The 21,647-nt window shown below is 62.0% G+C and carries 19 protein-coding genes; 12 read left to right on the top strand and 7 right to left on the bottom strand.

From position 1 onward, the window contains the following. Nucleotides 1-3 precede the first annotated feature (3 nt). The 9 genes from ACYPYQ_RS04410 to hslO all read left to right on the top strand — a co-directional run bounded on the left by ACYPYQ_RS04410 (nucleotide 4) and on the right by hslO (nucleotide 10,771). Complete coding sequence (locus ACYPYQ_RS04410; RefSeq protein ID WP_459720296.1) at nucleotides 4-2,829, top strand: EAL domain-containing protein; 2,826 nt, start codon at nucleotides 4-6, stop codon at nucleotides 2,827-2,829. Then, nucleotides 2,786-5,272, top strand: a complete 2,487-nt coding sequence (locus tag ACYPYQ_RS04415) for an EAL domain-containing protein (RefSeq protein ID WP_459720299.1) — start codon at nucleotides 2,786-2,788, stop codon at nucleotides 5,270-5,272. Before ACYPYQ_RS04410 ends, ACYPYQ_RS04415 begins: the two co-directional genes overlap by 44 nt. Nucleotides 5,273-5,438: 166 nt before the next feature. Beyond that, entirely contained in the window at nucleotides 5,439-6,026 is a 588-nt protein-coding gene (locus ACYPYQ_RS04420; RefSeq protein WP_459720302.1) for a cytochrome b/b6 domain-containing protein, read from the top strand. A gap of 43 nt (nucleotides 6,027-6,069) precedes the next feature. Beyond that, complete coding sequence (locus ACYPYQ_RS04425) at nucleotides 6,070-6,702, top strand: hypothetical protein (RefSeq protein WP_459720306.1); 633 nt, start codon at nucleotides 6,070-6,072, stop codon at nucleotides 6,700-6,702. Nucleotides 6,703-6,712: 10 nt separating this feature from the next. Further along, nucleotides 6,713-7,111: a DUF1924 domain-containing protein gene (locus ACYPYQ_RS04430; protein WP_459720309.1), complete on the top strand. Its 399-nt coding sequence runs from the start codon at nucleotides 6,713-6,715 to the stop codon at nucleotides 7,109-7,111. A 21-nt stretch (nucleotides 7,112-7,132) separates the two neighbouring features. Next, on the top strand, nucleotides 7,133-7,687 hold the full coding sequence (locus ACYPYQ_RS04435; RefSeq protein WP_459720312.1) for a diheme cytochrome c: 555 nt from the start codon (nucleotides 7,133-7,135) through the stop codon (nucleotides 7,685-7,687). 166 nt (nucleotides 7,688-7,853) lie between these two features. Continuing rightward, the gene (locus ACYPYQ_RS04440) at nucleotides 7,854-8,837 is read left to right on the top strand and encodes a YjgN family protein (RefSeq protein ID WP_459720315.1); all 984 of its coding nucleotides are present in this window, start codon (nucleotides 7,854-7,856) and stop codon (nucleotides 8,835-8,837) included. Nucleotide 8,838: 1 nt separating this feature from the next. Beyond that, nucleotides 8,839-9,861: a M48 family metallopeptidase gene (locus ACYPYQ_RS04445; protein WP_459720318.1), complete on the top strand. Its 1,023-nt coding sequence runs from the start codon at nucleotides 8,839-8,841 to the stop codon at nucleotides 9,859-9,861. Nucleotides 9,862-9,889: 28 nt separating this feature from the next. After that, the gene (gene hslO / locus ACYPYQ_RS04450; RefSeq protein WP_459720321.1) at nucleotides 9,890-10,771 is read left to right on the top strand and encodes an Hsp33 family molecular chaperone HslO; all 882 of its coding nucleotides are present in this window, start codon (nucleotides 9,890-9,892) and stop codon (nucleotides 10,769-10,771) included. On the opposite strand, the gene ACYPYQ_RS04455 is transcribed toward hslO, so the two are convergent. Continuing rightward, entirely contained in the window at nucleotides 10,772-12,367 is a 1,596-nt protein-coding gene (locus tag ACYPYQ_RS04455; protein WP_459720324.1) for an NAD(P)/FAD-dependent oxidoreductase, read from the bottom strand. It abuts the gene before it with no gap. Nucleotides 12,368-12,564: 197 nt separating this feature from the next. Here ACYPYQ_RS04455 and radA point away from each other — a divergent pair, with 197 nt between their 5' ends. From radA to ACYPYQ_RS04470, 3 genes are all read left to right on the top strand, one after another. After that, nucleotides 12,565-13,926 carry a DNA repair protein RadA gene (gene radA, locus ACYPYQ_RS04460; protein WP_459720327.1) on the top strand — a complete coding sequence of 454 codons (1,362 nt, stop codon included), beginning with the start codon at nucleotides 12,565-12,567 and terminating at the stop codon, nucleotides 13,924-13,926. Beyond that, nucleotides 13,923-15,758: an adenylate/guanylate cyclase domain-containing protein gene (locus tag ACYPYQ_RS04465; RefSeq protein WP_459720330.1), complete on the top strand. Its 1,836-nt coding sequence runs from the start codon at nucleotides 13,923-13,925 to the stop codon at nucleotides 15,756-15,758. The genes radA and ACYPYQ_RS04465 overlap by 4 nt, the downstream gene beginning before the upstream one ends. Before the next feature lie 92 nt (nucleotides 15,759-15,850). After that, nucleotides 15,851-16,471 carry a class I SAM-dependent methyltransferase gene (locus tag ACYPYQ_RS04470; RefSeq protein WP_459720333.1) on the top strand — a complete coding sequence of 207 codons (621 nt, stop codon included), beginning with the start codon at nucleotides 15,851-15,853 and terminating at the stop codon, nucleotides 16,469-16,471. A 59-nt stretch (nucleotides 16,472-16,530) separates the two neighbouring features. On the opposite strand, the gene ACYPYQ_RS04475 is transcribed toward ACYPYQ_RS04470, so the two are convergent. The 6 genes from ACYPYQ_RS04475 to ACYPYQ_RS04500 all read right to left on the bottom strand — a co-directional run bounded on the left by ACYPYQ_RS04475 (nucleotide 16,531) and on the right by ACYPYQ_RS04500 (nucleotide 21,645). Continuing rightward, nucleotides 16,531-18,924: a heavy metal translocating P-type ATPase gene (locus tag ACYPYQ_RS04475; RefSeq protein WP_459720336.1), complete on the bottom strand. Its 2,394-nt coding sequence runs from the start codon at nucleotides 18,922-18,924 to the stop codon at nucleotides 16,531-16,533. Then, nucleotides 18,914-19,342, bottom strand: coding sequence for a hypothetical protein (locus ACYPYQ_RS04480; RefSeq protein ID WP_459720339.1), 429 nt, complete (start codon nucleotides 19,340-19,342; stop codon nucleotides 18,914-18,916). Before ACYPYQ_RS04480 ends, ACYPYQ_RS04475 begins: the two co-directional genes overlap by 11 nt. Continuing rightward, nucleotides 19,336-19,797 carry a hypothetical protein gene (locus tag ACYPYQ_RS04485; protein WP_459720342.1) on the bottom strand — a complete coding sequence of 154 codons (462 nt, stop codon included), beginning with the start codon at nucleotides 19,795-19,797 and terminating at the stop codon, nucleotides 19,336-19,338. Before ACYPYQ_RS04485 ends, ACYPYQ_RS04480 begins: the two co-directional genes overlap by 7 nt. 63 nt (nucleotides 19,798-19,860) lie before the next feature. Continuing rightward, on the bottom strand, nucleotides 19,861-20,343 hold the full coding sequence (locus ACYPYQ_RS04490) for a YHS domain-containing protein (RefSeq protein WP_459720345.1): 483 nt from the start codon (nucleotides 20,341-20,343) through the stop codon (nucleotides 19,861-19,863). Between the two features lie 85 nt (nucleotides 20,344-20,428). Next, nucleotides 20,429-20,941, bottom strand: coding sequence for a DUF2231 domain-containing protein (locus tag ACYPYQ_RS04495; protein ID WP_459720348.1), 513 nt, complete (start codon nucleotides 20,939-20,941; stop codon nucleotides 20,429-20,431). Nucleotides 20,942-21,192: 251 nt separating this feature from the next. Continuing rightward, a complete protein-coding gene (locus ACYPYQ_RS04500; RefSeq protein ID WP_459720351.1) occupies nucleotides 21,193-21,645 on the bottom strand; it encodes a DUF411 domain-containing protein in 453 nt (150 codons plus the stop codon). Nucleotides 21,646-21,647 lie beyond the last annotated feature (2 nt).

Below are 21,647 nucleotides of genomic sequence, written 5' to 3' on the forward strand. Positions count from 1 at the left end.
GTTATGCAGCGCAGCCTGGTATTGGCGATAGGGCTGTTGCTGTCGTTGGCAGCTTTAAGTGCACAGGCCGTGCAGGAGGTGCGCGTCGGTGTGCTGTCCTTCCGGCCGCTGGAGCAGGCACGGCAGCAGTGGCAGGCCACGACCGACCAGCTGAACGCGCGCATCCCCGATCACCGTTTCAGTGTCGAGGTGCTGTTCTTTCCGGACATCGAGCAGGCGATGGCGCAGGGGCGCTTCGATTTCGTGCTGACCAATCCCGAGCATTACATCGCGCTGCGGGCGCGCTATGGCCTGTCGGCGATCGCCACATTGATGCCGCTGGCGGAAGGGCATCCGGTGAGCCAGTTCGGCGGCGTCATCTTCACCCGCGCCGATCGAACCGACATCAATGAACTGAAAGATCTGCGCGGCAAGGTGGTGTCGTCGGTGCAGGAGAAGTCGTTCGGTGCCTACATGATGCAGCGCTGGACCCTGTACAAGCACGGCATCGCCATCGGCGAGATCGGCCGCATGCGTTTCACCGGTATGCCCCAGGACAATGCCGTGTACGACGTGCTGTCGGGCGAGGCCGATGTCGGTTTCGTGCGCACCGGCATGCTGGAGCGCATGGTGCGCGAGGGGAAGCTGAAGATGGAGCAGGTGAAAGTCATCAACCGCCAGCCGGTGGATGGATTCCCGCAGGTCCTGTCGACCGATCTGTATCCGGAATGGGCGTTCTCGGCCATGCCGCGCGTGCCGGAGCGGTTGAAGAAGCAGGTCGCGCAGGCGTTGTTCAGTATCGCCCCCGACGACCAGGCCGCGCGTGCGGGCAACTATTTCGGTTTCTCGCCGCCGGGCAACTACGCGCCGGTGGAGGCGGTGATGACGCGGCTGCGCATGATGCCGGACCAGACGGTCGAATTCGACCTGCGCGACATCCTCAACAAGTACATGTATCCGATGCTGCTGTCGGGGTTGGTGATGTTGCTGCTGGTGCTTTGGGTGGCCATCCATCTGGGGCGCGTCAACCGCCGCCTGCGCGCCAGCTTCCGCGAACGCGAGCGGCTGGACGAGGCGCTGCAGCAGGCCAATGCCACGCTGGAGCAGAAGGTGGCGGCGCGCACGCGGGAACTGCAGCAGAGTGAGGCGCGTTTCCGTCAGATGTTCGAAAGCCATTCTTCGCCCATGCTGTTGATCGACCCCGAAAGTGGTGCCATCGTCAACGCGAACGAGGCGGCGGCCTCGTTCTACGGATATGGTATCGGGCAGATGCAGCATATGAACATCGCCGACATCAACACGCATACCCGCGATGAGTTGCTGCACGAGCGCCAGCAGGCCCTGCGCGAGGAGCGCAACTTCTTCGTGTTCCCCCACCGGCTGGCCGACGGCAGCCTGCGCACGGTGGAGGTGCATTCCTCGCCCATCGAGGTGGACGGGCGCGATCTGCTGTTCTCCATCATCCACGACATCACCGAGCGCCAGCGACTGGAGCAGCAGATGCACGAGCTGGCTTTCTACGACGTGTTGACCGGCCTGCCCAACCGCCGCCTGCTGCTCGACCGTTTGCACAAAGCGCTGGCATCCTGCGAACGCACGCGCCGCCATGCCGCGCTGATGTTCCTCGACCTGGACCATTTCAAGACGCTGAACGACCTGCACGGCCACGATATCGGCGACCGCATGCTGGTCGAGGTGGCGCAACGGCTGCACGCCTGCATCCGCGAGGAGGACAGCGTGGCGCGTTTCGGCGGTGACGAGTTCGTGGTGATGCTGGAAGCCCTGTCGGCCGACACGCAGGAAGCGGTGGTGCAAGCGGAGTCGGTGGCGGAGAAGATCAGGCTGGCGCTGATGCAGCCTTACCAGTTGACGCGCGATGCCGGAGATCCCATCACCCACCACTGTTCGTCCAGTATCGGTATCACCGTGTTCTGCGGGCAGGCGGACAGCGTGGACCAGCTGCTGAAATGGACCGATATGGCGATGTACCGCGCCAAGGATGCGGGGCGCAACAGCATCCGCTTCTTCGATCCGACCATGCAGGCGGCGGTGGAGAAGCGCGCAGCGCTGGAAGCTGACTTGCATGTGGCGCTGGCGCAGCAGCAGTTCGAACTGTTCTATCAGGTGCAGGTGGATGCCGCGCGCCGCCCGAAAGGGGCGGAGGCGTTGCTGCGCTGGCAGCACCCGCAACGCGGGCTGGTGTCACCGCTGGAGTTCATCCCGCTGGCGGAGGAGACAGGGCTGATCCTGCCCATCGGCACCTGGGTGCTGGATGCGGCCTGCGCGCAGATCAAGCTCTGGCGCAGCCGGCCGCAACTGTCGGGCCTCGCGCTGTCGGTGAACGTCAGCGCGCGCCAGTTCCGTCAGGCCGATTTCGTGGAGCAGGTGCAGGCGGCTGTGATGCGGCACGGCATCGCGCCGACCGCACTCAAGCTGGAGCTGACCGAGAGCCTGGTGCTGGATGATGTGCAGGACTCCATCGCCAAGATGAAGGCATTGCACGAGTTCGGCGTCAGTTTTGCGATGGACGATTTCGGCACCGGTTATTCCTCGCTCTCCTACCTGAAGAACCTGCCGCTGGACCAGCTCAAGATCGACCAGAGTTTCGTGCGCAGCCTTGCCAGCGACAACGCCGACCGGGTGATGGTGATGACCATCGTCGATCTGGGCATGAACTTCGAGCTGGACGTGGTGGCCGAAGGCGTGGAGACCGAAGAACAGTTCACCCTGCTGCACCGCTACGGTTGCGGTTACTTCCAGGGTTATCTGTTCAGCAAGCCGCTGCCGCGTGCGGCGTTCGAGCATCATGTCATGGAGATGGCGCAGCATGCCGGCGCGGCGGGACACTGAGCCGCAGGGGCCATCCCTGCACATCCCGTCCATCCTGCACAAGATGCAGGAGGTGCTGGATCTGCACGCGCTGGTCTCCATCACCGATGCAAAGGACCGCATCGTGCATGTCAACGACAACCTGTGCGCCATCAGCGGCTATGCGCGAGAGGAGCTGGTCGGCCAGCACCACCGCATCCTGCTCGCGGACGTGCAGCCGGCCTCGTTCTTCGAGGCTATCTACCGCACCCTGTACGCGGGCGAAGTGTGGCAGGGCGACATCTGCAACCGCAGCAAGCGCGGCGACCGTTTCTGGGTGCGTACCACCATCGTGCCGGTGCCGGACGAGCAGGGCAAGTTCGAATATTTCATCTGCATCCGAACCGACATCACCGAGAGCCTGCGCCAGCAGCGGATGCTGGAGGAGGCGCAGCGGCTGGGGCGGCTGGGCTACTGGGAGCTGGATCTGCTCAGCGGCAAGCTGACCTGGTCGGACGAGATCTACCGCATCTTCGAGATCGATCCGGCGCAGTTCGGTGCCTCCTACGAGGCCTTCCTCAATCTGATCCATCCCGAGGACCGCGCGCTGGTGGCGGACAGCTACGAGCGTTCGGTCATGGAGCACAGCGACTATGCCATCGAACACCGCCTGCTGTTCCCGGACGGGCGCATCAAGTGGGTGAGCGAGCACGGCCACACCGACTACGATGCGGACGGCAAACCGCTGACCTCTATGGGCACGGTGCAGGATATCAGCGAGCGCAAGGATGCCGAGGAGCAGTTGCGCATCTCGGCCATCGCTTTCGAGACGCAGGAAGCCATCATCGTCACCGACACGCAACCGCGCATCATCAGCGTCAACCGTTCCTTCGAGCGTTTGACCGGCTATTCCGCCGCCGAGGCCATCGGCCAGAACCCCAGCATCCTGCAGTCGGGCAAACACGACAAGGCTTTCTACCGGGCGATGTGGAGCGAGTTGCTGGAGAAGGATGCCTGGTCGGGCGAGATGTGGGACCGGCGCAAGGACGGCACGCTGTATCCGAAATGGGTGACCATGTCGGCGGTACGCAGCGTGGGTGGCGAGGTCACGCACTATGTCGCCATCTTCATGGACATCAGCGAACGCAAACGGGCGGAAGAGGAGATCCACCGGCTCGCGTTCTTCGACACGCTGACCGGCCTGCCCAACCGCCGCCTGCTCACCGACCGTCTGCAGCAGGCGCTTGCAGGCAGCCAGCGCAGCGGCGGCTACGGCGCGCTGATGTTCATGGATATGGACAACTTCAAGGTGCTCAACGACACGCGCGGCCACGACATGGGCGACCTGCTGCTGGTCGAGGTGGCAAAACGCCTGCAACAGTGCGTGCGCGAGAGCGACACGGTGGCGCGACTGGGCGGTGACGAGTTCGTGGTGGTACTGCACGAACTGGGCGACGCCCCGATGCAGGCGGCGAGCCAGGCGGAGATGTTGGCCGAGAAGATCGTGGCGGAGCTGGGCTTGCCTTATCAATTGAAGGGGCTGGAGCATCACGCCAGCGTCAGCTTGGGCGTGTGCCTGTATCACGGGCACGACGCCAGTCTGGAAGAATTGCTGAAGCGGGCCGACACCGCCATGTACCAGGCGAAGCAGAGCGGCCGCAACATGGTGCGTTTCTTCGAGCGCGCGATGCAGGTGGCGGTGGAGGCGCGTGCGATGCTGGAGGGGCGGCTACGCCATGCGCTGTCACGCGACGAACTGGAGCTGTATTACCAGTCGCAGGTCGGTGTGGATGGGCGCATCGTCGGTGCAGAGGTGTTGCTGCGCTGGTTCAACGCCGAACAGGGCTTCGTCTCACCGGCCGAGTTCATCCCCATCGCCGAGGACAGCGGACTGATCCTGCCTATCGGTGCCTGGGTGCTGGAGTCCGCCTGCGCACAGTTGAAGCAGTGGGCGAGTCAGCCCGCGCTGTGTCATCTGTCGTTGTCGGTCAACGTCAGCGCACGCCAGTTCCGCCAGCCCGATTTCGTCCACCAGGTGGCGCAGGTGCTGCGGCGTTTCGGCATCCAGCCGGAGAAGCTCAAGCTGGAGCTGACCGAGAGCCTGGTGCTGAGCGACGTGGATGACACCATCACCAGGATGGATGCGTTGCGCGCGTTGGGAGTGCGCTTCTCCATGGACGATTTCGGCACCGGCTATTCCTCGCTTTCCTATCTCAAGCGCCTGCCGCTGGATCAGCTCAAGATCGACCAGAGTTTCGTGCGCGAACTGGAATCGGGCAGCAGCGACGAAGTGATCGTCCGCACCATCATCGACATGGCCCGCAACTTCGGCCTGAACGTGATCGCCGAGGGGGTGGAGACGGAGGCACAACGCGACATCCTGAGCCGCAACGGTTGCTTCGACTATCAGGGCTATCTGTTCAGCAAACCCTTGCCGCTGCGGGACTTTCAGGCGTTGCTGCCCGGCGTGTCCCCGCTCCCCTGAACGATTTTTCCGTGCCGGATTGAACCAATCACGAGCAGCCCGGTCGCAGGCGTCGGGTGTATGTCGCCAGCCTGGGCGTCGATAAACGATGCACGCAGAAATGTCAACTTTGCAAAATCAAAAACGCCTATAGAATCGCGCCCGTTTTTCGAGGAGACATAGCAAGATGCCGGACAAAGAAGCAGCGCAGGTGAAGGTGTGGGACGTGCCGGTCAGGGTGTTCCATTGGTCACTGGTGGCGGGATTCATCGTCGCCTATCTCTCCGCCGAGATGCACAAGATGGCGGTGCATGTGTGGGTCGGTTATGCACTGGTCGCGCTGTTGCTGTTCCGTCTGGCGTGGGGATTCGCGGGTAATGAATATGCCCGCTTCAAGTCCTTCATCTTTTCGCCGCAGGAGACTTTGGCCTATGTGCGTTCGCTGCGCAGCGGTCACGCCAGACACTATTACGGTCATAACCCGGCCGGGGCGCTGATGGTGTTCGCATTGCTGGGTGTGTTGCTGGCGATCTTCGGCACCGGACTGGTGACGCTGGCCGTGATCGATTTCGAAGGGCCGCTGTTGTTCCTGGCGAACGATGTGAGCGACGAGACGGCCTATCTCTTCCGTCATGCGCATGACTGGATGGTGAACATCGCCCTGCTGCTGATCCCGCTGCATCTGTTGGGGGTGGTGAGCGGCAGTATCCAGCACAAGGAGAACCTGGTGCGCGCGATGGTGACGGGAATGAAGCGCAATGCGCCGGAAGCATAGCGGGAAAGTTACAACGACAATGTTTTTTCAAGAGGAGGTAGTTATGGAAGTGAAGCAACGTTGCAGCATGGCGCTGGCAGGTGCCGCGATGCTGGCCTTTACCGGGCTGGCGGGTGCACAGGAAGCACCGCTCGATCTTTCCACCCCGGCACAGGCCTACGCACAACGCGCGATGCCGATGATGCTGGCGGCCAATGACAGCATGGTTGCGGCGGAGAAGACGCCGGCCGTGACTGCGCCGGCCGCGCAACCCGAGTTCGAGGAATCCTGGCTCACCGGCAGCAAGGCCCACATGGCGCTGGGTCTGGCGACCATCGTCACCGCGCTCGCCACCGGCGCGACAGCGCCCGGCGAAGGCTGTGAAGATGCTTGCCCGCCCGGCTACGTTGCGCCCCCGCGCGAGACCGACGGCACGCACGCCAAGCTGGCCAAGGTCACTACGGCACTGGCCGTGGCGACCGTGGCGACCGGCTTGTACTACCACTGGGACGACTTCCATCTGGAAGACGGCCTCACCGATCCGGACAACCTGCACGTCATCCTCGGCATGACCGGTGCCGCGCTGATGGCCTATGCCACCGCCAAGTCGGCCGGTTCTACCACGCCGGTGAGCCATGCCGGCATGGGCATGGCCGGTGCCTACGGCATGATCGCTGCCGTCAAGATCGCCTGGTAAGGGAAACAACATGAAAAGACTGACTGCGATGTTGATGGTGCTGGGGTTGTTCGCTGCCGTTCCGGCGCACGCCACACCGGCCAGCGATACGCTGCTGGCGAAGTACAAGTCCGAAGGTGCGAAGGCACCCGATGCCGCCAAGGGCAAGAAGGACTGGACGCGCGAGGAAGTGGTGGAAGGCGAGAAGATGTCCTGCGCCACCTGCCACGGCAGCGACTTCAGCAAGCCGGGCAAGCACCACAAGACCGGCAAGGTGATCGAGCCGATGTCGATGAAGGTCAACGCCGAGCGCTACACCGACGTGAAGAAGATCGAGAAATGGTTCAAGCGCAACTGCAAGGATGCCTGGGGGCGCGAATGCACTGTGCAGGAGAAGGCCGATTTCCTGACCTTCCTGCTGGCTCAATAATTCCGGAGAACGAATATGCATATGAAGATTAAATCCATGATCCTGCTGGCGGCCCTGCTGGGCGCGACCGGCGCGGCGCAGGCCGAGGAATCCGTGTGGACCTGGCTGGGCTCCATCTGGCGTCAGAACGAAGTGAACGCAGTCAGCAACGATGCCTGGCAGGAGGAGTGCGGTTCCTGCCACTTCGCCTACCAGCCCGGCCTGCTGCCCACGCAGTCGTGGGAGAAACTGCTGGACGAGAAGGCGCTGGCCGACCACTTCGGCGAGAACGCGGAACTGGATGCTGACACGCTGAAGGAAGTGCGAGCCTTCGCGCTGGAGAATGCGGCCGACAAGTCCTGGTACAAGCGCGCGCGCAAGATCGCCAAGGCGACCGAGAACGGCGAAGCACCGCTGCGCATCACCGAGGTGCGTTACATCAAGCGCAAGCACCACGAGATCCCCGAGAAGATGATCAAGGGCAACAAGGATGTGAAGTCGCTGAGCTATTGCGACGCCTGTCACACCCAGGCCAAGAAGGCCGTGTTCGACGAGGACACCGTGCGCATCCCCAACTATCCTGACTGGGAAGACTGATCACGCTCTGTGTTGATGGAATGGGAAAAGGCAGCTTCGGCTGCCTTTTTTCATGGCTGGTATAGACCGGTATATAGGCCTACGTATATATCGTTATTTGATCGTGCCGCAGTTATAGTGCGCGGGCGTTCGCGACCAGGGGGCGAACATTCCATTGGGAGATGTCATGCAGACACAACAGGAACATGCATTCGAGTTCACCGGCAAGGGCTGGGAATATTTCAGGATATGGATCGTCAACCTGCTGCTGTCCATCCTCACGCTGGGCATCTACAGCGCCTGGGCCAAGGTGCGCAGGCTGCAGTATTTCTACCGCAACACGCAGTTGGCCGGTGCCAGCTTCGAATACCACGGCACGCCCATCGCCATCCTCAAGGGGCGGCTCATCGCTTTCGCGTTGCTGGCGGCCTACACCGTCGCCGGGCAGATGAACCCGCTGCTGGGCATCCTGATCTTCGTGCTGCTCGCGGCGGTGATGCCCTGGCTGATCGTGCGCTCGCTGCGCTTCAAGCTGTTCAACAGCAGCTATCGCGGCCTGCGTTTCGGTTTTGCGGGGAGCGACGGCGCGGCCTATGCCGTGTTCCTGCTGTTCCCCATCCTCACCGTGCTCACTCTGTACCTGCTGGCACCGTTCACGCATTACAAGATCAAGCAGTACCAGCACAACAACAGCCGCTTCGGCGACACCTTCTTCCGCTTCGATGCCACGGCAGGCAACTTCTACGGCATCTATCTCAAGGCGTTTGGCTTGCTGCTGCTGGCCGGTGTGTTCTTCGGCATCTCCGCCGCCTTGCACATGCCGATCCTGATGGTGATCCTGCCGTTGATCTATCTGTATATCGTCGGCTTCCTGGCAGTACGTTTACCCAACTTGATCTGGAGCAAGACCGGATTGGGGGAGCACGATCTGTATTGCCGTATGGAAGTCGGTAAATACCTGATGATCGCACTCACCAATCTGCTGGGCATCGTATTCACACTGGGTTTGTACATCCCCTTTGCGCAGATCCGCATGGCCCAGTACAAGTTCAGCTGCATGGGCGTGCTGGCGCAGGGTGATCTGGCCGAGTTCGTGGCGGGGCAGGTGCAGTCGGACAGCGCCACCGGCGAAGAGACCGCAGAGATGTTCGATCTGGATATCTCGCTCTGATATGGTCGCTGCGCAATATTTCGACGGACGGACCACCGCCGCGCACGCGGTGACGCTGACGCTGGACGGCGAATGGTTGCAGATGCGCGGCGATGTGGTGGCGCACGAGTGGCCGTTGCGGGATGTGAAGGTCAGCGAGCGACTGGGGGATACACCGCGCCGCATCACCTTGCCGGATGGCGGCCACTGCGAAGTGACCGACCATGCCGCACTGGAGGTGTTGCTCAAGCAGGGCGGCTACCGCAGCGGCTGGCTGGACGGCATGCAGCACAGCATGCGCTGGGCCTTGCTCTCGGCGCTGCTCATCGTGCTCCTCTTCGCAGCCGCCTATCGCTATCTGTTGCCATGGGGTGCAGAGGTCGTCGCGCAGAGTATCCCGCCCGCCATGTTGCAGAAGATGGGTGCGTCTTCCTTGCAGACGCTGGACAAGCTGATGCTCGAACCCAGCAAGCTCGCCCCCGAACGTCAACAGGCACTACGCGACGCCTATGCCAGGTTGTCCCCCTTGCCCGATGCGCAGCTAGCCTACCGCATCGAATTCCGCAGCGCCCCGCAGATCGGCCCCAACGCCTTCGCCCTGCCGGACGGCAACATCGTCATGCTGGACGAGCTGGTCGCGCTCACGCAGGACGATGACGAGATCATCGCGGTGCTGGCGCATGAACGCGGCCATGTCGAGCAGCGCCACGCCCTGCGCATGGTGTTGCAGAGTTCGGCGGTTGGTCTGGCGATGACCTGGTACATGGGCGACGTCAGCTCATTGCTGGCGACGGTGCCGGCAATGCTGGTGCAAGCCAGTTACTCGCGCGACATGGAACGCGAGGCCGATGAATATGCGGCGCGCACCTTGCAGTTGAACGCGAAGTCGCCCTGCCTGCTGCCCGACATCCTGCACAAGCTGGAAGCCGCGCATGCCAAACGGCAGGCCGAAGCCCGCAAGGACAGCGGTGGTTCGGTGATGGACTATCTGGCCAGTCACCCCGCTACGCAGGAGCGTTCCGCACTGCTCTGTCCCGCGCATTGATCCGCCCGCTGCGGTATCATCGCGCGCCATGAAAAAGTCCTCCGATTCCCTGTCCCGTTTCCTGTTCGAACACCTGCCGCTGCGCGGCGAGATCGTGCGTCTCGACGCCGTCTGGCAGCATGTGACCGACCGCCACGACTATCCACCTGTATTGCGCGACATGATGGGCGAACTATGCGCGGCCGCCGTGCTGCTCGCCGCCACGCTCAAGCTGGAGGGCTCCATGGTGTTGCAGGTGCACGGCACCGGCGCGGTGAAGCTGCTGGTGGTGGAATGCAGCGGCGATCTGGAACTGCGTGCCACTGCCAAATGGGAGGGCGAGATCAGCCACGGCACGCTGCCGGAACTGGTGGGCGACGGACGTTTCGTCATCACCCTCGACCCCAAGGACGGCGGGCAAGCCTATCAGGGCATCGTGCCGCTGGAAGGCGACAGCATCGCCGATATCCTGCAAGGCTATATGACGCGCTCCGAGCAGTTGCAGACGCGGCTGTGGCTGGCAGCGGATGGCACCAGCGCGGGCGGCATGTTGCTGCAGAAACTGCCGGAACAGGGCGAGATGCACGACGTGGATGCGTGGGAGCGTGCAACCAAACTGGCTGACACGCTCAAGCCGGAAGAACTGCTGGGTCTGCCTGCGGGCGAGCTGGTACATCGCCTGTACCACGAAGAGGACATCCGCCTGTTCGAGCCACAGCAGGTAGCATTCCGCTGCACCTGCTCACGCGACAATGTCGCCAACATGCTGCGCATGATCGGTCGCGAAGAAGTGGACGAGATCCTGGCCGAGCGTGAAGAGATCGAAGTGCACTGCGAGTTCTGCAACGAGCGCTACGTGTTCGACAGGGTGGATGCCGATGCGGTGTTCAGCGAAGTGCCCGCGATGACGGCCAGCAAGACGCTGCATTAGTCAGTCTTTGGCCATATCCCGCGCCACGGCCTCGGCCACCTCGATGCCGTCCACGCCCGCCGACAATATCCCCCCCGCATAACCTGCGCCTTCGCCGGCGGGATACAAGCCCTTCACGTTGAGACTCTGGTAATCCTCGCCGCGCTTGATGCGCACGGGGGATGAGGTGCGCGTCTCGACGCCGGTGAGCAGTGCATCGTCCATGTCGAAACCTTTTATCTGCTTGCCGAAGGCGGGCAGTGCTTCGCGGATGGCGGCGATGGCGTAGTCGGGCAGGGCGGTGGCGAGGTCGGTGGGGGTCACGCCGGGGGTGTAGGAAGGCACGACCTCACCGAGTTGCGTCGAAGGCCGTCCGGCGAGGAAGTCGCCCACGCGCTGCGCCGGGGCGTTGTAGTTGCGGCCGCCGAGTTCGAAGGCGCGTGATTCCCATTGACGCTGGAATTCCACACCCGCCAGGACATCGCCCGGGTAATCGTCCGGTGTGATGCTGACCACGATGCCGCTGTTGGCGTTGCGTTCGTTGCGTGAATACTGGCTCATGCCGTTGGTGACCACGCGGCCTTCTTCCGAGGTGGCAGCCACCACCGTGCCGCCGGGGCACATGCAGAAGCTGTACACCGCGCGGCCATTGCTGGCGTGGTGCACCAGCTTGTAGTCCGCCGCGCCCAGTTGTTCGTTGCCCGCGTTGGGGCCGAGGCGCGCGCGGTCGATGAGCGATTGCGGGTGTTCGATGCGGAAGCCGATGGAGAAGGGCTTGGCTTCCATGTAGACGTTGCGCTTGTGCAGCATCTCGAAGGTGTCGCGCGCGGAATGGCCCACGGCCAGCACCACGTGATGCGTGGCGATGCGCTCGCCGCCTTCCAGCAGCACGGCCTGCACCTTCCCGTCGGCGATCTCGATGTCGGTGACCTTGCTCTTGAAACGGATCTCGGCACCGAGCTGTTCCATCTCGTGGCGCATCTGCTCCACCATGCCCACGAGGCGGAAGGTGCCGATGTGCGGCTTGCTCACATACATGATCTCTTCCGGCGCGCCGGCCTTCACGAACTCCTGCATCACCTTGCGCCCGAGGAAGCGCGGGTCCTTGATGCCGCTGTGCAGCTTGCCGTCGGAGAAGGTGCCCGCGCCGCCTTCGCCGAACTGCACGTTGGATTCCGGGTCGAGCTTGCCCTGACGCCACAGGCCCCAGGTGTCTTTCGTCCTTTCGCGCACAGCCTTTCCGCGTTCCAGGATGATGGGCTTGAAGCCCATCTGCGCCAGCAGCAGCCCGGCGAAGATGCCGCACGGGCCGAGGCCGATCACCACCGGGCGTTCCTGCAAGCCTTGCGGGGCTTGCGCCACATAGCGGTAGTCCATGTCCGGCGCGGGGGCGACATGTGGCAGCTTCTTCTTCAGCAGCGCGGCTTCGTTCTCCACTTCCACGTCGACGGTATAGACGAACACGATGGCGTTCTTCTTGCGTGCGTCGTAGCCACGGCGGAACAGGGCATAGCGCTTCAGCGCAGGCGCGGCGATGCCCAGCCGCTGCAGGATGGCAGCTTGCAGGGCGTCGGCGGGATGGTCCAGCGGGAGGCGTATTTCGGTGAGGCGTAGCATGGGCGCTATTCTACCCGATGCCTCTGCGTTATCCTTGCGGCACGCCATAAATCCAGTTGTCGGGCGAATTACGGCGTTGCGCGGTACTCGCAATCCTCATGTACCTCTCGTACATTCCGGTTGCTGCGTTCCGTGCGCCTTGTACTTCATCCCGACAACAGAATTTCTGGCGCACCCCAGGACAAGAGAAGATATTCATGGCAAAGGCAAAGACGATCTACAGTTGTACCGAATGCGGCGGACAGACGCCGAAGTGGCAGGGGCAGTGCCCTCATTGCGGTGAGTGGAACACGCTGGTGGAGGCGGTGGCCGAGGCGTTGCCGTCGGCGGGCAAGAACCGTTTCAGCGCGCTGGCGGCCTCGGGCAAGTTGCAGCAGCTGGCCGAGGTGGAAGCCAGCGAGGTGTCGCGCACGCCCACCGGTGTCGCCGAGTTCGACCGCGTGCTGGGCGGCGGGCTGGTGGAAGGCGGCGTGGTGCTGATCGGCGGCGATCCCGGTATCGGCAAATCCACGCTGCTGTTGCAGACACTGGCACATCTCGCGCCAGTGAAGAAAGTCCTCTACGTCAGCGGCGAAGAATCGGCGCAGCAGATCGCACTGCGGGCCAAGCGCCTCGCACTCGATGCGCGCGAAGTGCACCTGCTGCCGGAGATCCAGCTGGAAAAGATCCAAGGTGCAATCGCCCACGAGAAACCGCAGGTGGTGGTGATCGACTCCATCCAGACCGTGTATTCCGAACAGCTCACTTCCGCGCCTGGTTCGGTGGCGCAGGTGCGCGAATGCGCGGCGCAGTTGACGCGCATCGCCAAGAGCGCGGGCGTGAGCATGATCCTGGTCGGCCATGTCACCAAGGAAGGCGCGCTGGCCGGGCCGCGCGTGCTGGAACACATCGTCGATACCGTGCTGTATTTCGAGGGCGACACGCATTCCAGCTTCCGCCTGATCCGCGCGTTCAAGAACCGCTTCGGCGCGGTGAACGAACTGGGCGTGTTCGCCATGACCGAGAAGGGCCTGCGCGAAGTGAGCAACCCGTCCGCGCTGTTCCTGTCGCAGCATGGCGCGCAGGTGGCCGGTTCCTGCGTGATGGTCACGCAGGAAGGCACGCGCCCGCTACTGGTCGAGATCCAGGCGCTGCTCGACGAGGCGCATTCGCCTTCGCCGCGCCGCCTGTCGTTGGGGCTGGAGCAGAACCGCCTCGCCATGCTGCTGGCCGTGCTGCACCGCCACGCGGGCATCGCCTGCTTCGATCAGGATGTGTTCATCAATGCCGTCGGCGGTGTGAAGATCACCGAGCCGGGTGCCGACCTCGCGGTGCTGTTGGCCATCGTCTCTTCGCTGAAGAACAAACCACTGCCGGAAAAGATGGTGGTGTTCGGCGAAGTCGGCCTGGCTGGTGAGGTGCGCCCCGTGCAACGCGGACAGGAAAGATTGAAGGAAGCCGCCAAGCTCGGTTTCACCCACGCCATCATCCCCAAAGCCAACGCTCCCAAACACAAGATCGGGGGCATGCAGGTCATCGCGGTGGAGCGGGTGGAAGAAGCGGTAGAGAAGATGCGATGAGCGCCGATCTGGAAGCGATCCGGGTCGCCATGCTGGCCGCGCAGAAGACCGGCGACCACCTGAAAGAACACGATCTGGCGCAGGCCGGGCTGCGCCTGAGTCCGCACGACGAGTTCTTCCAGTATTGCGCGGTGTTGTCGCTGTCGCGCTGCAACGCCAAGCAGCGTGCACTGGATGCCTTCTACAAGTTCCGCCTGCATGAGAGCCGCAATGAATACGTGCGCGCACTGGAGCCGCGCATGCTGAAGGACCTGGCCTTCCTCGATGTGGACATCACCCGGCCCAAGCCGTTCGAAGGGCTGGGCGTCGAGCGCTTCTACACGGCCGCCGTCACCTACCACAAGGCCTACAACCATTTCGGCGGACACTATTCCGCCATCAATGCGGCCACGCTGTACATGCTCTCCGGCTCCGCCTCCAGTTCGCGGGCGCTGGCCGAACGCGCCATCGAGTTGGCGTTGCAGGACAGCGGGCCGCGCTTCTTCCCGCTGGCGACCTTGTCCGAAGCTTACCTGTTGCTGGACAAGCCGGTGCAGGCCGGCGAGGCGATACGCGAGGCCGCGAGTTTCAACCAGAACAACCTGCTCACCCGTGCGCGCATGAACCGCCAGTTGCGGCTGGTGTGCCGCTACATGGGCATAGACCCAAAGATCGTCGACCCCATGCTGCCGGAGACCGTGCTGCACTATTGCGGCCACATGTTCGACAGCCACCGTCCGCTGGATCAGGCGGGTGAGGCGGACGTGCGGCAACGCATCGACCAGGTGCTGGCCGACAATCATTGCGTCATCGCCTACGGTTCACTGGCAGCCGGTTCGGACATCCTGTTCGCCGAGCGCGTGCTGGCGCAGGGCGGCGAACTCAACGTGTGGCTGCCGTTCGCGGTCGATGCCTTCTGTGACATCTCGGTGCGCCCCGCGGGCGAACAATGGGTGGAACGATTCCACCGCTGTCTGGAACAGGCCAACCTCGTGTCCTTCGCCACCGAGTCCGACTTCCTCGGCGAGGACGGGCTGTTCAAATACTGTGCCGAGATCGCCATGGGCATGGCGGTGATGCGCGCCGCTTCGCTGCAGGCCAAAGTGATGCAGGTCGCCATCTGGGACCGCGTGGTGTCGGACCAGCAATCGAGCACCTATTCGAATATCGCCAGGTGGCAGTCGCTGGGACACCGCAGCGAGATCATCGACAGTCCGGTGCGACTGCCGCAAGCCGTGGTGCGCGCGTTCGGCCAGCAGCATCCCTCGCTGCGCCGCGAGCCGCATGCCATCCTGTTCTCCGACGTGCGCGGATTCAGCAAACTGGGCGACAGCGGGGTGGTCTGGTTCTTCAACGAACTGCATCCGGTGTTGGCTGCCGTCATCGACCGCTACCGCGACGATATCCAGTTCGTCGACACCTGGGGCGACGCCATCTATCTCGTGGCGCGCAAGGCCTCCACCGTCGCCCACATCGCCGCCGAACTGAACGATGCGATGAGCGGTGTCGATCAATCGCATCTCGCGCTGGATGAACCGCTCATGCTGCGCATCGGCCTGCACTACGGCCCGGTCTACAAACTGCGCGACCATCTCGCGCAGACCGTCACCTACGCCAGCACCGACGTCACCAAGACCGCGCGCATCGAACCGGTCACGCCGCCGGGCGAGATATTCGGCACCGAACCGCTGGTCGCCATGCTGGAACTGGAAGGCGAACACTGGGCGCGCTACCGTTACGCGGGAACCATACAGAGCGCGAAAGGCTATGGTGCCTTCCGCATGTTCCACATCCATCCGCGGTTGAAGCGGGAAGAGTTGTATTGTTCGCTGGGTGGTGCGGATGCGGCTTGAGGGCTGCTGCTCGGCCATAGTCGCCCTTATGGAATGCGATAAACTATGTCCGCTGTGTCCCATATAACCGTCATATTAGCTTGGAGCGCATAATGGATCGAAAGCAATATTGGGAAGGTGTCTATTCCACGAAATCGCCCCAAGAGGTGAGCTGGTTTCAGAAGCATGCTGATATATCGCTTAAGCTAATTCATGATGCCGGGCTTGGAAAAGATGCCGCCATCATCGACGTTGGAGGTGGAGCCTCGACCCTAGTGGATGATTTGGTAAATGAGGGATACACCGACATCACAATTCTTGATCTATCTTCTGCCGCCCTTGACGTTGCAAAGCGGCGCCTAGGTAAAAGTGCAGACACCGTTCACTGGATGTGCGGCGATATCACTCGTGCAAACTTCCCTACACACTGCCTTGATGTCTGGCATGACCGTGCTGTTTTCCATTTCTTAACTGATCCCGCTGATCGCCAGGCATATATTGACCTTGTTATGCGCGCTATCCGACCTGGCGGGCATGTAATCGTTGCCACCTTTGGAGAAAATGGACCGACCCAATGCAGCGGGCTGCCTGTGATGAGATATAACCCGGAATCTCTGCATAATGAATTTGGTGGCGGGTTTGTTCTCGTTGAACATCAGGAAGAAGTGCATCACACCCCTGCGGGTAAAACACAGCAGTTTATTTATTGCTATTGCCGCAAGGAGAGCCACTGAACACCAAGGCTCGGTGCGAACAACCTTATCCGATAGAAAGTGCAGTGTGATGCGGTTGCTCATAGTGCTTGCCGTCTCAAGCGCAAGGCATTGGCAATCACGGATACGGAGCTGAAGCTCATCGCGGCTGCGGCGATGATGGGCGACAGTAGCAGGCCGAAAACGGGGTACAGCACGCCGGCAGCGACCGGGATGCCGAGCACGTTGTAGGCGAAGGCAAAGAACAGGTTTTGGCGGATGTTGCGCATCGTCGCGCGTGAAAGCCGGACAGCGCGCACGATGCCGCGCAGGTCGCCTTTCAGCAGCGTGATGCCCGCGCTCTCCATCGCCACATCGGTGCCGGTGCCCATGGCTATTCCCACCTGCGCGCGCGCCAGCGCCGGTGCATCGTTGATGCCGTCGCCAGCCATCGCCACAAAACGTCTTTGAGACTGGAGCTGGCTGACGATGGCCGCCTTATGCTCCGGAAGCACTTCCGCTTCGACGCGATCGATGCCCAGTTTTCCGGCGACGGCATCCGCCGTGGCGCGGTTATCGCCTGTGAGCATGATGACCTGTATGCCTTCCACATGCAGGTCGCGGATCGCATCGGGTGTCGAAGCCTTGATCGGATCGGCGACGCCGAGCAGTCCGGCGGCCTTGCCATCCACGGCGAGCAGCATCACCGTCTGGCCTTCGTTGCGCAATGCCGTGGCACGTTCCGACAAATCTGTTGCGTCCAGCTCCAATGCCTCGAATAGTTTGAGGTTGCCGAGCACTACTTCGCGTCCTTCTACAGTCCCGGTCACACCTTGGCCGGTGTGCGATGCGAAATCCGCCACAGCCGAGAGTGCCAGCTTTCTTGCCTGTGCACCTTCGATGATGGCGGCGGCAAGCGGGTGTTCGCTGGCACGTTCCAGACTGCCTGCGAATCGCAGTATCCCGTCTTCGTCGAATCCGGCAGCCGTCACGACCGAGACCAGTTTCGGTCTACCTTCGGTCAGTGTCCCGGTCTTATCCACCACCAGCGTGTCGATCTTCTCCATCGCTTCCAGCGCCTCGGCGTTTTTGATGAGCACGCCTGCACCAGCCCCACGTCCTGTGCCAACCATGATGGACATCGGTGTGGCCAAGCCCAGCGCACAAGGGCAGGCGATGATGAGCACGGCCACGGCATTGATTATGGCGTGCGCCAGTTGCGGCTCCGGCCCCCACCCCCACCAGATGACGAAGGTGGCTGCGGCGGTCAGCACCACGGCTGGAACGAAGTATCCGGCGACCACGTCTGCTAGGCGCTGGATGGGTGCGCGTGAACGCTGTGCTTCGCTCACCATCTGTACAATCTGCGCGAGCAGGGTGTCCGCGCCCACTCGCTCGGCGCGCATCAGCAGGCTGCCGGTGCCGTTCACCGTCGCGCCGATCAGCGGCATGCCGGCGGTCTTTTCGACGGGGATGGGTTCGCCGGTGACCATGGATTCATCCAGCGAGCTTTTGCCTTCCAGCACTATGCCATCCACCGGCACCTTTTCGCCGGGACGCACGCGCAGCACATCACCGGCCTGTACGTGTTCGAGGGGGATGTCAGTCTCGTTGCCGTTGGCATGCACGATGCGCGCGGTCTTGGGGGCGAGGCCCAGCAGCAGCTTGATCGCGGCGCTGGTCTGGCTGCGTGCGCGTAACTCCATCACCTGGCCCAGCAACACCAGTGCCATGATGACTGCGGCCGCTTCAAAGTAGACCGGCACGGTCCCCATCATGCTGTGCATCACAGGCGGGAACAGGCCGGGCGCGAACATCGCCACCATGCTGTAACCCCATGCGACGCCGACGCCGAGTGCGATCAGGGTGAACATGTTGAGGCTGCGATTGACCAGCGATGCCCAGCCGCGCTGGAAGATTGGCTGCCCACCCCACAGCACGACCGGTGTGGCCAAGGTGAACTCGATCCACTGCACGGTGACCATGGAGAACGATTCCGGCAGTAACTTCGGCAGCAGGTCGGTCAGCATCGCCAGCACGAACACCGGCAAGGCGAGCAAGGCGCTGAACCTGAAGCGGCGCGTCATATCCGTGAGTTCCGCATTGTCCTCGCTGCCGGTGGCCTGACGCGGTTCAAGCGCCATACCGCATTTCGGGCAAGTTCCCGGTTCGTTGCGCACCACTTCAGGGTGCATGGGACAGGTGTATTCCATTGGGGGTGCCGCGACCGGTGTGACTGGCTCAAGCGCCATGCCGCACTTCGGGCAGCTGCCCGGTGCGGGCTGCTTAATTTCGGGATGCATTGGGCAGGTGTATGTCTTCCCTGTTGGGGGCGATGGTGGCATCGCAGGTTGAGGCGCAAGGTAAGCCTGCGGTGCCGCTTGGAATTTATGCAGACAATGCGCGCTGCAGAACAGCCAGTTCTGGCCTGCATGGGTGTGGCGGTGTGGCGTGTCCTCTGCCACGTTCATGCCGCAGACGGGATCAGTTGCCATGAAGTACTCCTTCCTGAGACCACAGGAATGACCGCGGCGTGGCTTCGCCATTCAACTGGATACGCAACTCCAGTGAATCGAACTTTGCCGCCAAGGGACCAAAACTCAGCAAGCCTTTCCGGTGATGACCGCCCGGTGCGGCACCTTCCCATTTGCTCGGGCGGAGCGTTTGGCCATCCACGAGCAGGATCGCGCTGCGCGTCAGGTCTTCATCCAATGGATGGATATGTGTCTCCAGCATCACCTCGAATCCCCATGCCGTGTCATTGCCTGTTGGGGCTTGTGGAGTTACCGTCACTTTCACACCTGCGGCGTTGCTGGTTTGTGGGGCAAGCTGCCAACCGTCGGCATTGCTTGCAGGGATGGATAGGCTGCCGAGACACAGCAGCACGAACATCGATAACAGTCTGTTCAGCATTTTGCGTGCTCCTTTCTAGCTATGAGGACTTTGCGTGCGATGTAGAAGATGCCGGCCGCATTGAATGTGAGGCCGAGCCAGAAGAACTCGATCTGGTATTGGGCGACGAATGTGAGTAATCCTGTCACGCCGATCACCGGCAATACATTGAGCAAGTAATGGGTGCAGCATGAGACCATCGCGGCGGTCGATGTGGTGCCGGAAACGGCGAGTACGCGGGTGGAGGCATCCTGTCCAGAGACCAGGTTCCGCAAATGGACGTACAACCCGACTTGCATGCCGAAGCCTATCGCCAGGGCAGACAGGTAATAGCGGAACCTGAGGAATTCATCGCGTGCGAAATCCAGCCCCGAGATCAGGCCCACTATGCCGAAATAGAGGGCGAGCATCATCGCACATGCGGCGATGCCGATCAGAACAGGCTGGGCTAATGTCATGGATCTTTCGGTGGTCATGTCGCTATCCCTCCTGTCCTTCATGTGTTGATACATGCCTGCCGTGCATATCCCAGTTACGGATCAATGCCCGTGGTTGTGATGGCAGGGACGCACTTCCAGATTGCCGATTGCGCAGTCTTCCTCGTAGTGCATGAATGCGCGCCGCAGACGTTCTGCCAGCCCCTCACCAAGTTGCACGCCGATCTCCCCCAGTCTTGCTTCGATCTGTTCTGCTGTCGCCTGCAACAGGTCATATTCAATCACTACGCTATCGCTCACGACCGAAACAGACTGAATACCCATCATGGATTGCAGCGCTTCACGTAACATCGTTTGCTGTTCGGGCAACAAGGGCTGCGCCAGGCGCAGACGGCGCTGCCTGATGACAGAGAGTCCGGCCTGCTTCGGTGCCTTCTTTCCGGGCAAGCCGATGTAGAGATGGGGATTGGCCTCGAAACGCTCCCGGCATTGTTCCGAACAGAAAGAGTACGGCGTGCCCATATAGACCGATTGATTCTTGCCCGTTTCGACTTGCATGCCGCAAACCACATCCTTGGTCGTCATCGTTCACACCTCCTGCGTTGTTTAACCCATGCATTGCACTTCCATGCAAGCCCAGCCTCTCATCGATACTTCATCATATAAGCCGCTATTGCGGGTGCGCATGGTCATCCGCTCCATGCGGTACTGCATTCTGCTCAGTATGGACATCGGGCATGGATATCACCCCGAGGCCGTGCCGGTACACCAGCTCCGCGCCGTGCCATGCGGTGACAACCACCAGTATCCAAGTGGCAAAGACCGCGACGATGAACGCCCGCGTCGGTGTAGCATCTACCTTATGGCGCCAGGCATCCAGAGCTGCCAGGAACGCGACCAGCCCTACGGTGGACAATGCCCAAGTGCGATGCAGCAACATCGCGGCATGGCCGGCCTCGTCGTGTTCGACTGAGTTGAACGCGAGCCATCCCAGCCATGCCGTGGGCAAAACCGCCAGCGCACCCAGCCACAACGTGGCATGCGCGAGCACGGCGCAGTGAGCCGCATAGCGTGGTCGGCCGCGCAGTAGCTTGGCCGCCAGATGGAAGAAGGCCGACACGGAAATGAGCGCAATCGGAAAATGCACGAACAGCGGGTGCAAATTCGGGATCACTTCGATCATGGTCGTCTCCGTATGTCATGGCCGGTTTTCGGATGTCCCTGGCAGGTCTGGAACAGCCGTAGCGGCATTGGTTGCCGGTTGCGGGTCCGTACCGTGGTCACCGTGCGGTCCATGCCCCATCATACCGATGTGTCCGCGCGAGAGCAGGACAAGAAGCAGCATCACGGACATTACTGCCAGCATTACTTCTCCGGTTTGATGTCGCTTCATTTCAATCTCCTGTTTTCTTGATGCGTGAAAAAGTCACGCGCTTATTCGACCGAAAACACATACGGTTCCTGTCTGTCTTTCGGAACGGAGTAGATCGTCAGCGTGCCCTTCTTCATCTCGCCCATGCCTGGCGAATTCATCGGCATGCCGGGCGCGCTGATGCCGATGATCGCCGGTTTCTCCTTCAGCAGTTTGCGAATGGCACCGACCGGCACATGGCCTTCGACCACATAACCGCCGATGCGCGCGGTGTGGCAACTGGCGATGTGGGACACGCCGTAGCGCTTCTTCACGGCGTCCATGTCGTTTTCGTTGATGGCCTGCACCTTGAAGCCGTTGTCGCGCAGATAGTCCACGTACTTCTCGCAGCAGCCGCAGGTGGGACTCTTGTACACGGTGATGCCGGTGGCGGCGAAAGCGGTGGTTGCATTGAGCGACAGGGCCATCAGGCCGATGTGCAGCAGCTTGGTCAGTGTTGCCTTGTGGTGATGCATGG

Source organism: Sideroxyarcus sp. TK5 (assembly GCF_054601595.1).

Excerpts from the sequence above, each read along its gene's own strand:
- ACYPYQ_RS04410 (WP_459720296.1), top strand. The coding sequence starts at position 4 with ATGCAGCGCAGCCTGGTATTGGCGATAGGGCTGTTGCTGTCGTTGGCA.
- ACYPYQ_RS04415 (WP_459720299.1), top strand. The coding sequence starts at position 2,786 with ATGTCATGGAGATGGCGCAGCATGCCGGCGCGGCGGGACACTGAGCCG.
- ACYPYQ_RS04420 (WP_459720302.1), top strand. The coding sequence starts at position 5,439 with ATGCCGGACAAAGAAGCAGCGCAGGTGAAGGTGTGGGACGTGCCGGTC.
- ACYPYQ_RS04425 (WP_459720306.1), top strand. The coding sequence starts at position 6,070 with ATGGAAGTGAAGCAACGTTGCAGCATGGCGCTGGCAGGTGCCGCGATG.
- ACYPYQ_RS04430 (WP_459720309.1), top strand. The coding sequence starts at position 6,713 with ATGAAAAGACTGACTGCGATGTTGATGGTGCTGGGGTTGTTCGCTGCC.
- ACYPYQ_RS04435 (WP_459720312.1), top strand. The coding sequence starts at position 7,133 with ATGAAGATTAAATCCATGATCCTGCTGGCGGCCCTGCTGGGCGCGACC.
- ACYPYQ_RS04440 (WP_459720315.1), top strand. The coding sequence starts at position 7,854 with ATGCAGACACAACAGGAACATGCATTCGAGTTCACCGGCAAGGGCTGG.
- ACYPYQ_RS04445 (WP_459720318.1), top strand. The coding sequence starts at position 8,839 with ATGGTCGCTGCGCAATATTTCGACGGACGGACCACCGCCGCGCACGCG.
- hslO (WP_459720321.1), top strand. The coding sequence starts at position 9,890 with ATGAAAAAGTCCTCCGATTCCCTGTCCCGTTTCCTGTTCGAACACCTG.
- ACYPYQ_RS04455 (WP_459720324.1), bottom strand. The coding sequence starts at position 12,367 with ATGCTACGCCTCACCGAAATACGCCTCCCGCTGGACCATCCCGCCGAC.
- radA (WP_459720327.1), top strand. The coding sequence starts at position 12,565 with ATGGCAAAGGCAAAGACGATCTACAGTTGTACCGAATGCGGCGGACAG.
- ACYPYQ_RS04465 (WP_459720330.1), top strand. The coding sequence starts at position 13,923 with ATGAGCGCCGATCTGGAAGCGATCCGGGTCGCCATGCTGGCCGCGCAG.
- ACYPYQ_RS04470 (WP_459720333.1), top strand. The coding sequence starts at position 15,851 with ATGGATCGAAAGCAATATTGGGAAGGTGTCTATTCCACGAAATCGCCC.
- ACYPYQ_RS04475 (WP_459720336.1), bottom strand. The coding sequence starts at position 18,924 with ATGGCAACTGATCCCGTCTGCGGCATGAACGTGGCAGAGGACACGCCA.
- ACYPYQ_RS04480 (WP_459720339.1), bottom strand. The coding sequence starts at position 19,342 with ATGCTGAACAGACTGTTATCGATGTTCGTGCTGCTGTGTCTCGGCAGC.
- ACYPYQ_RS04485 (WP_459720342.1), bottom strand. The coding sequence starts at position 19,797 with ATGACCACCGAAAGATCCATGACATTAGCCCAGCCTGTTCTGATCGGC.
- ACYPYQ_RS04490 (WP_459720345.1), bottom strand. The coding sequence starts at position 20,343 with ATGACGACCAAGGATGTGGTTTGCGGCATGCAAGTCGAAACGGGCAAG.
- ACYPYQ_RS04495 (WP_459720348.1), bottom strand. The coding sequence starts at position 20,941 with ATGATCGAAGTGATCCCGAATTTGCACCCGCTGTTCGTGCATTTTCCG.
- ACYPYQ_RS04500 (WP_459720351.1), bottom strand. The coding sequence starts at position 21,645 with ATGCATCACCACAAGGCAACACTGACCAAGCTGCTGCACATCGGCCTG.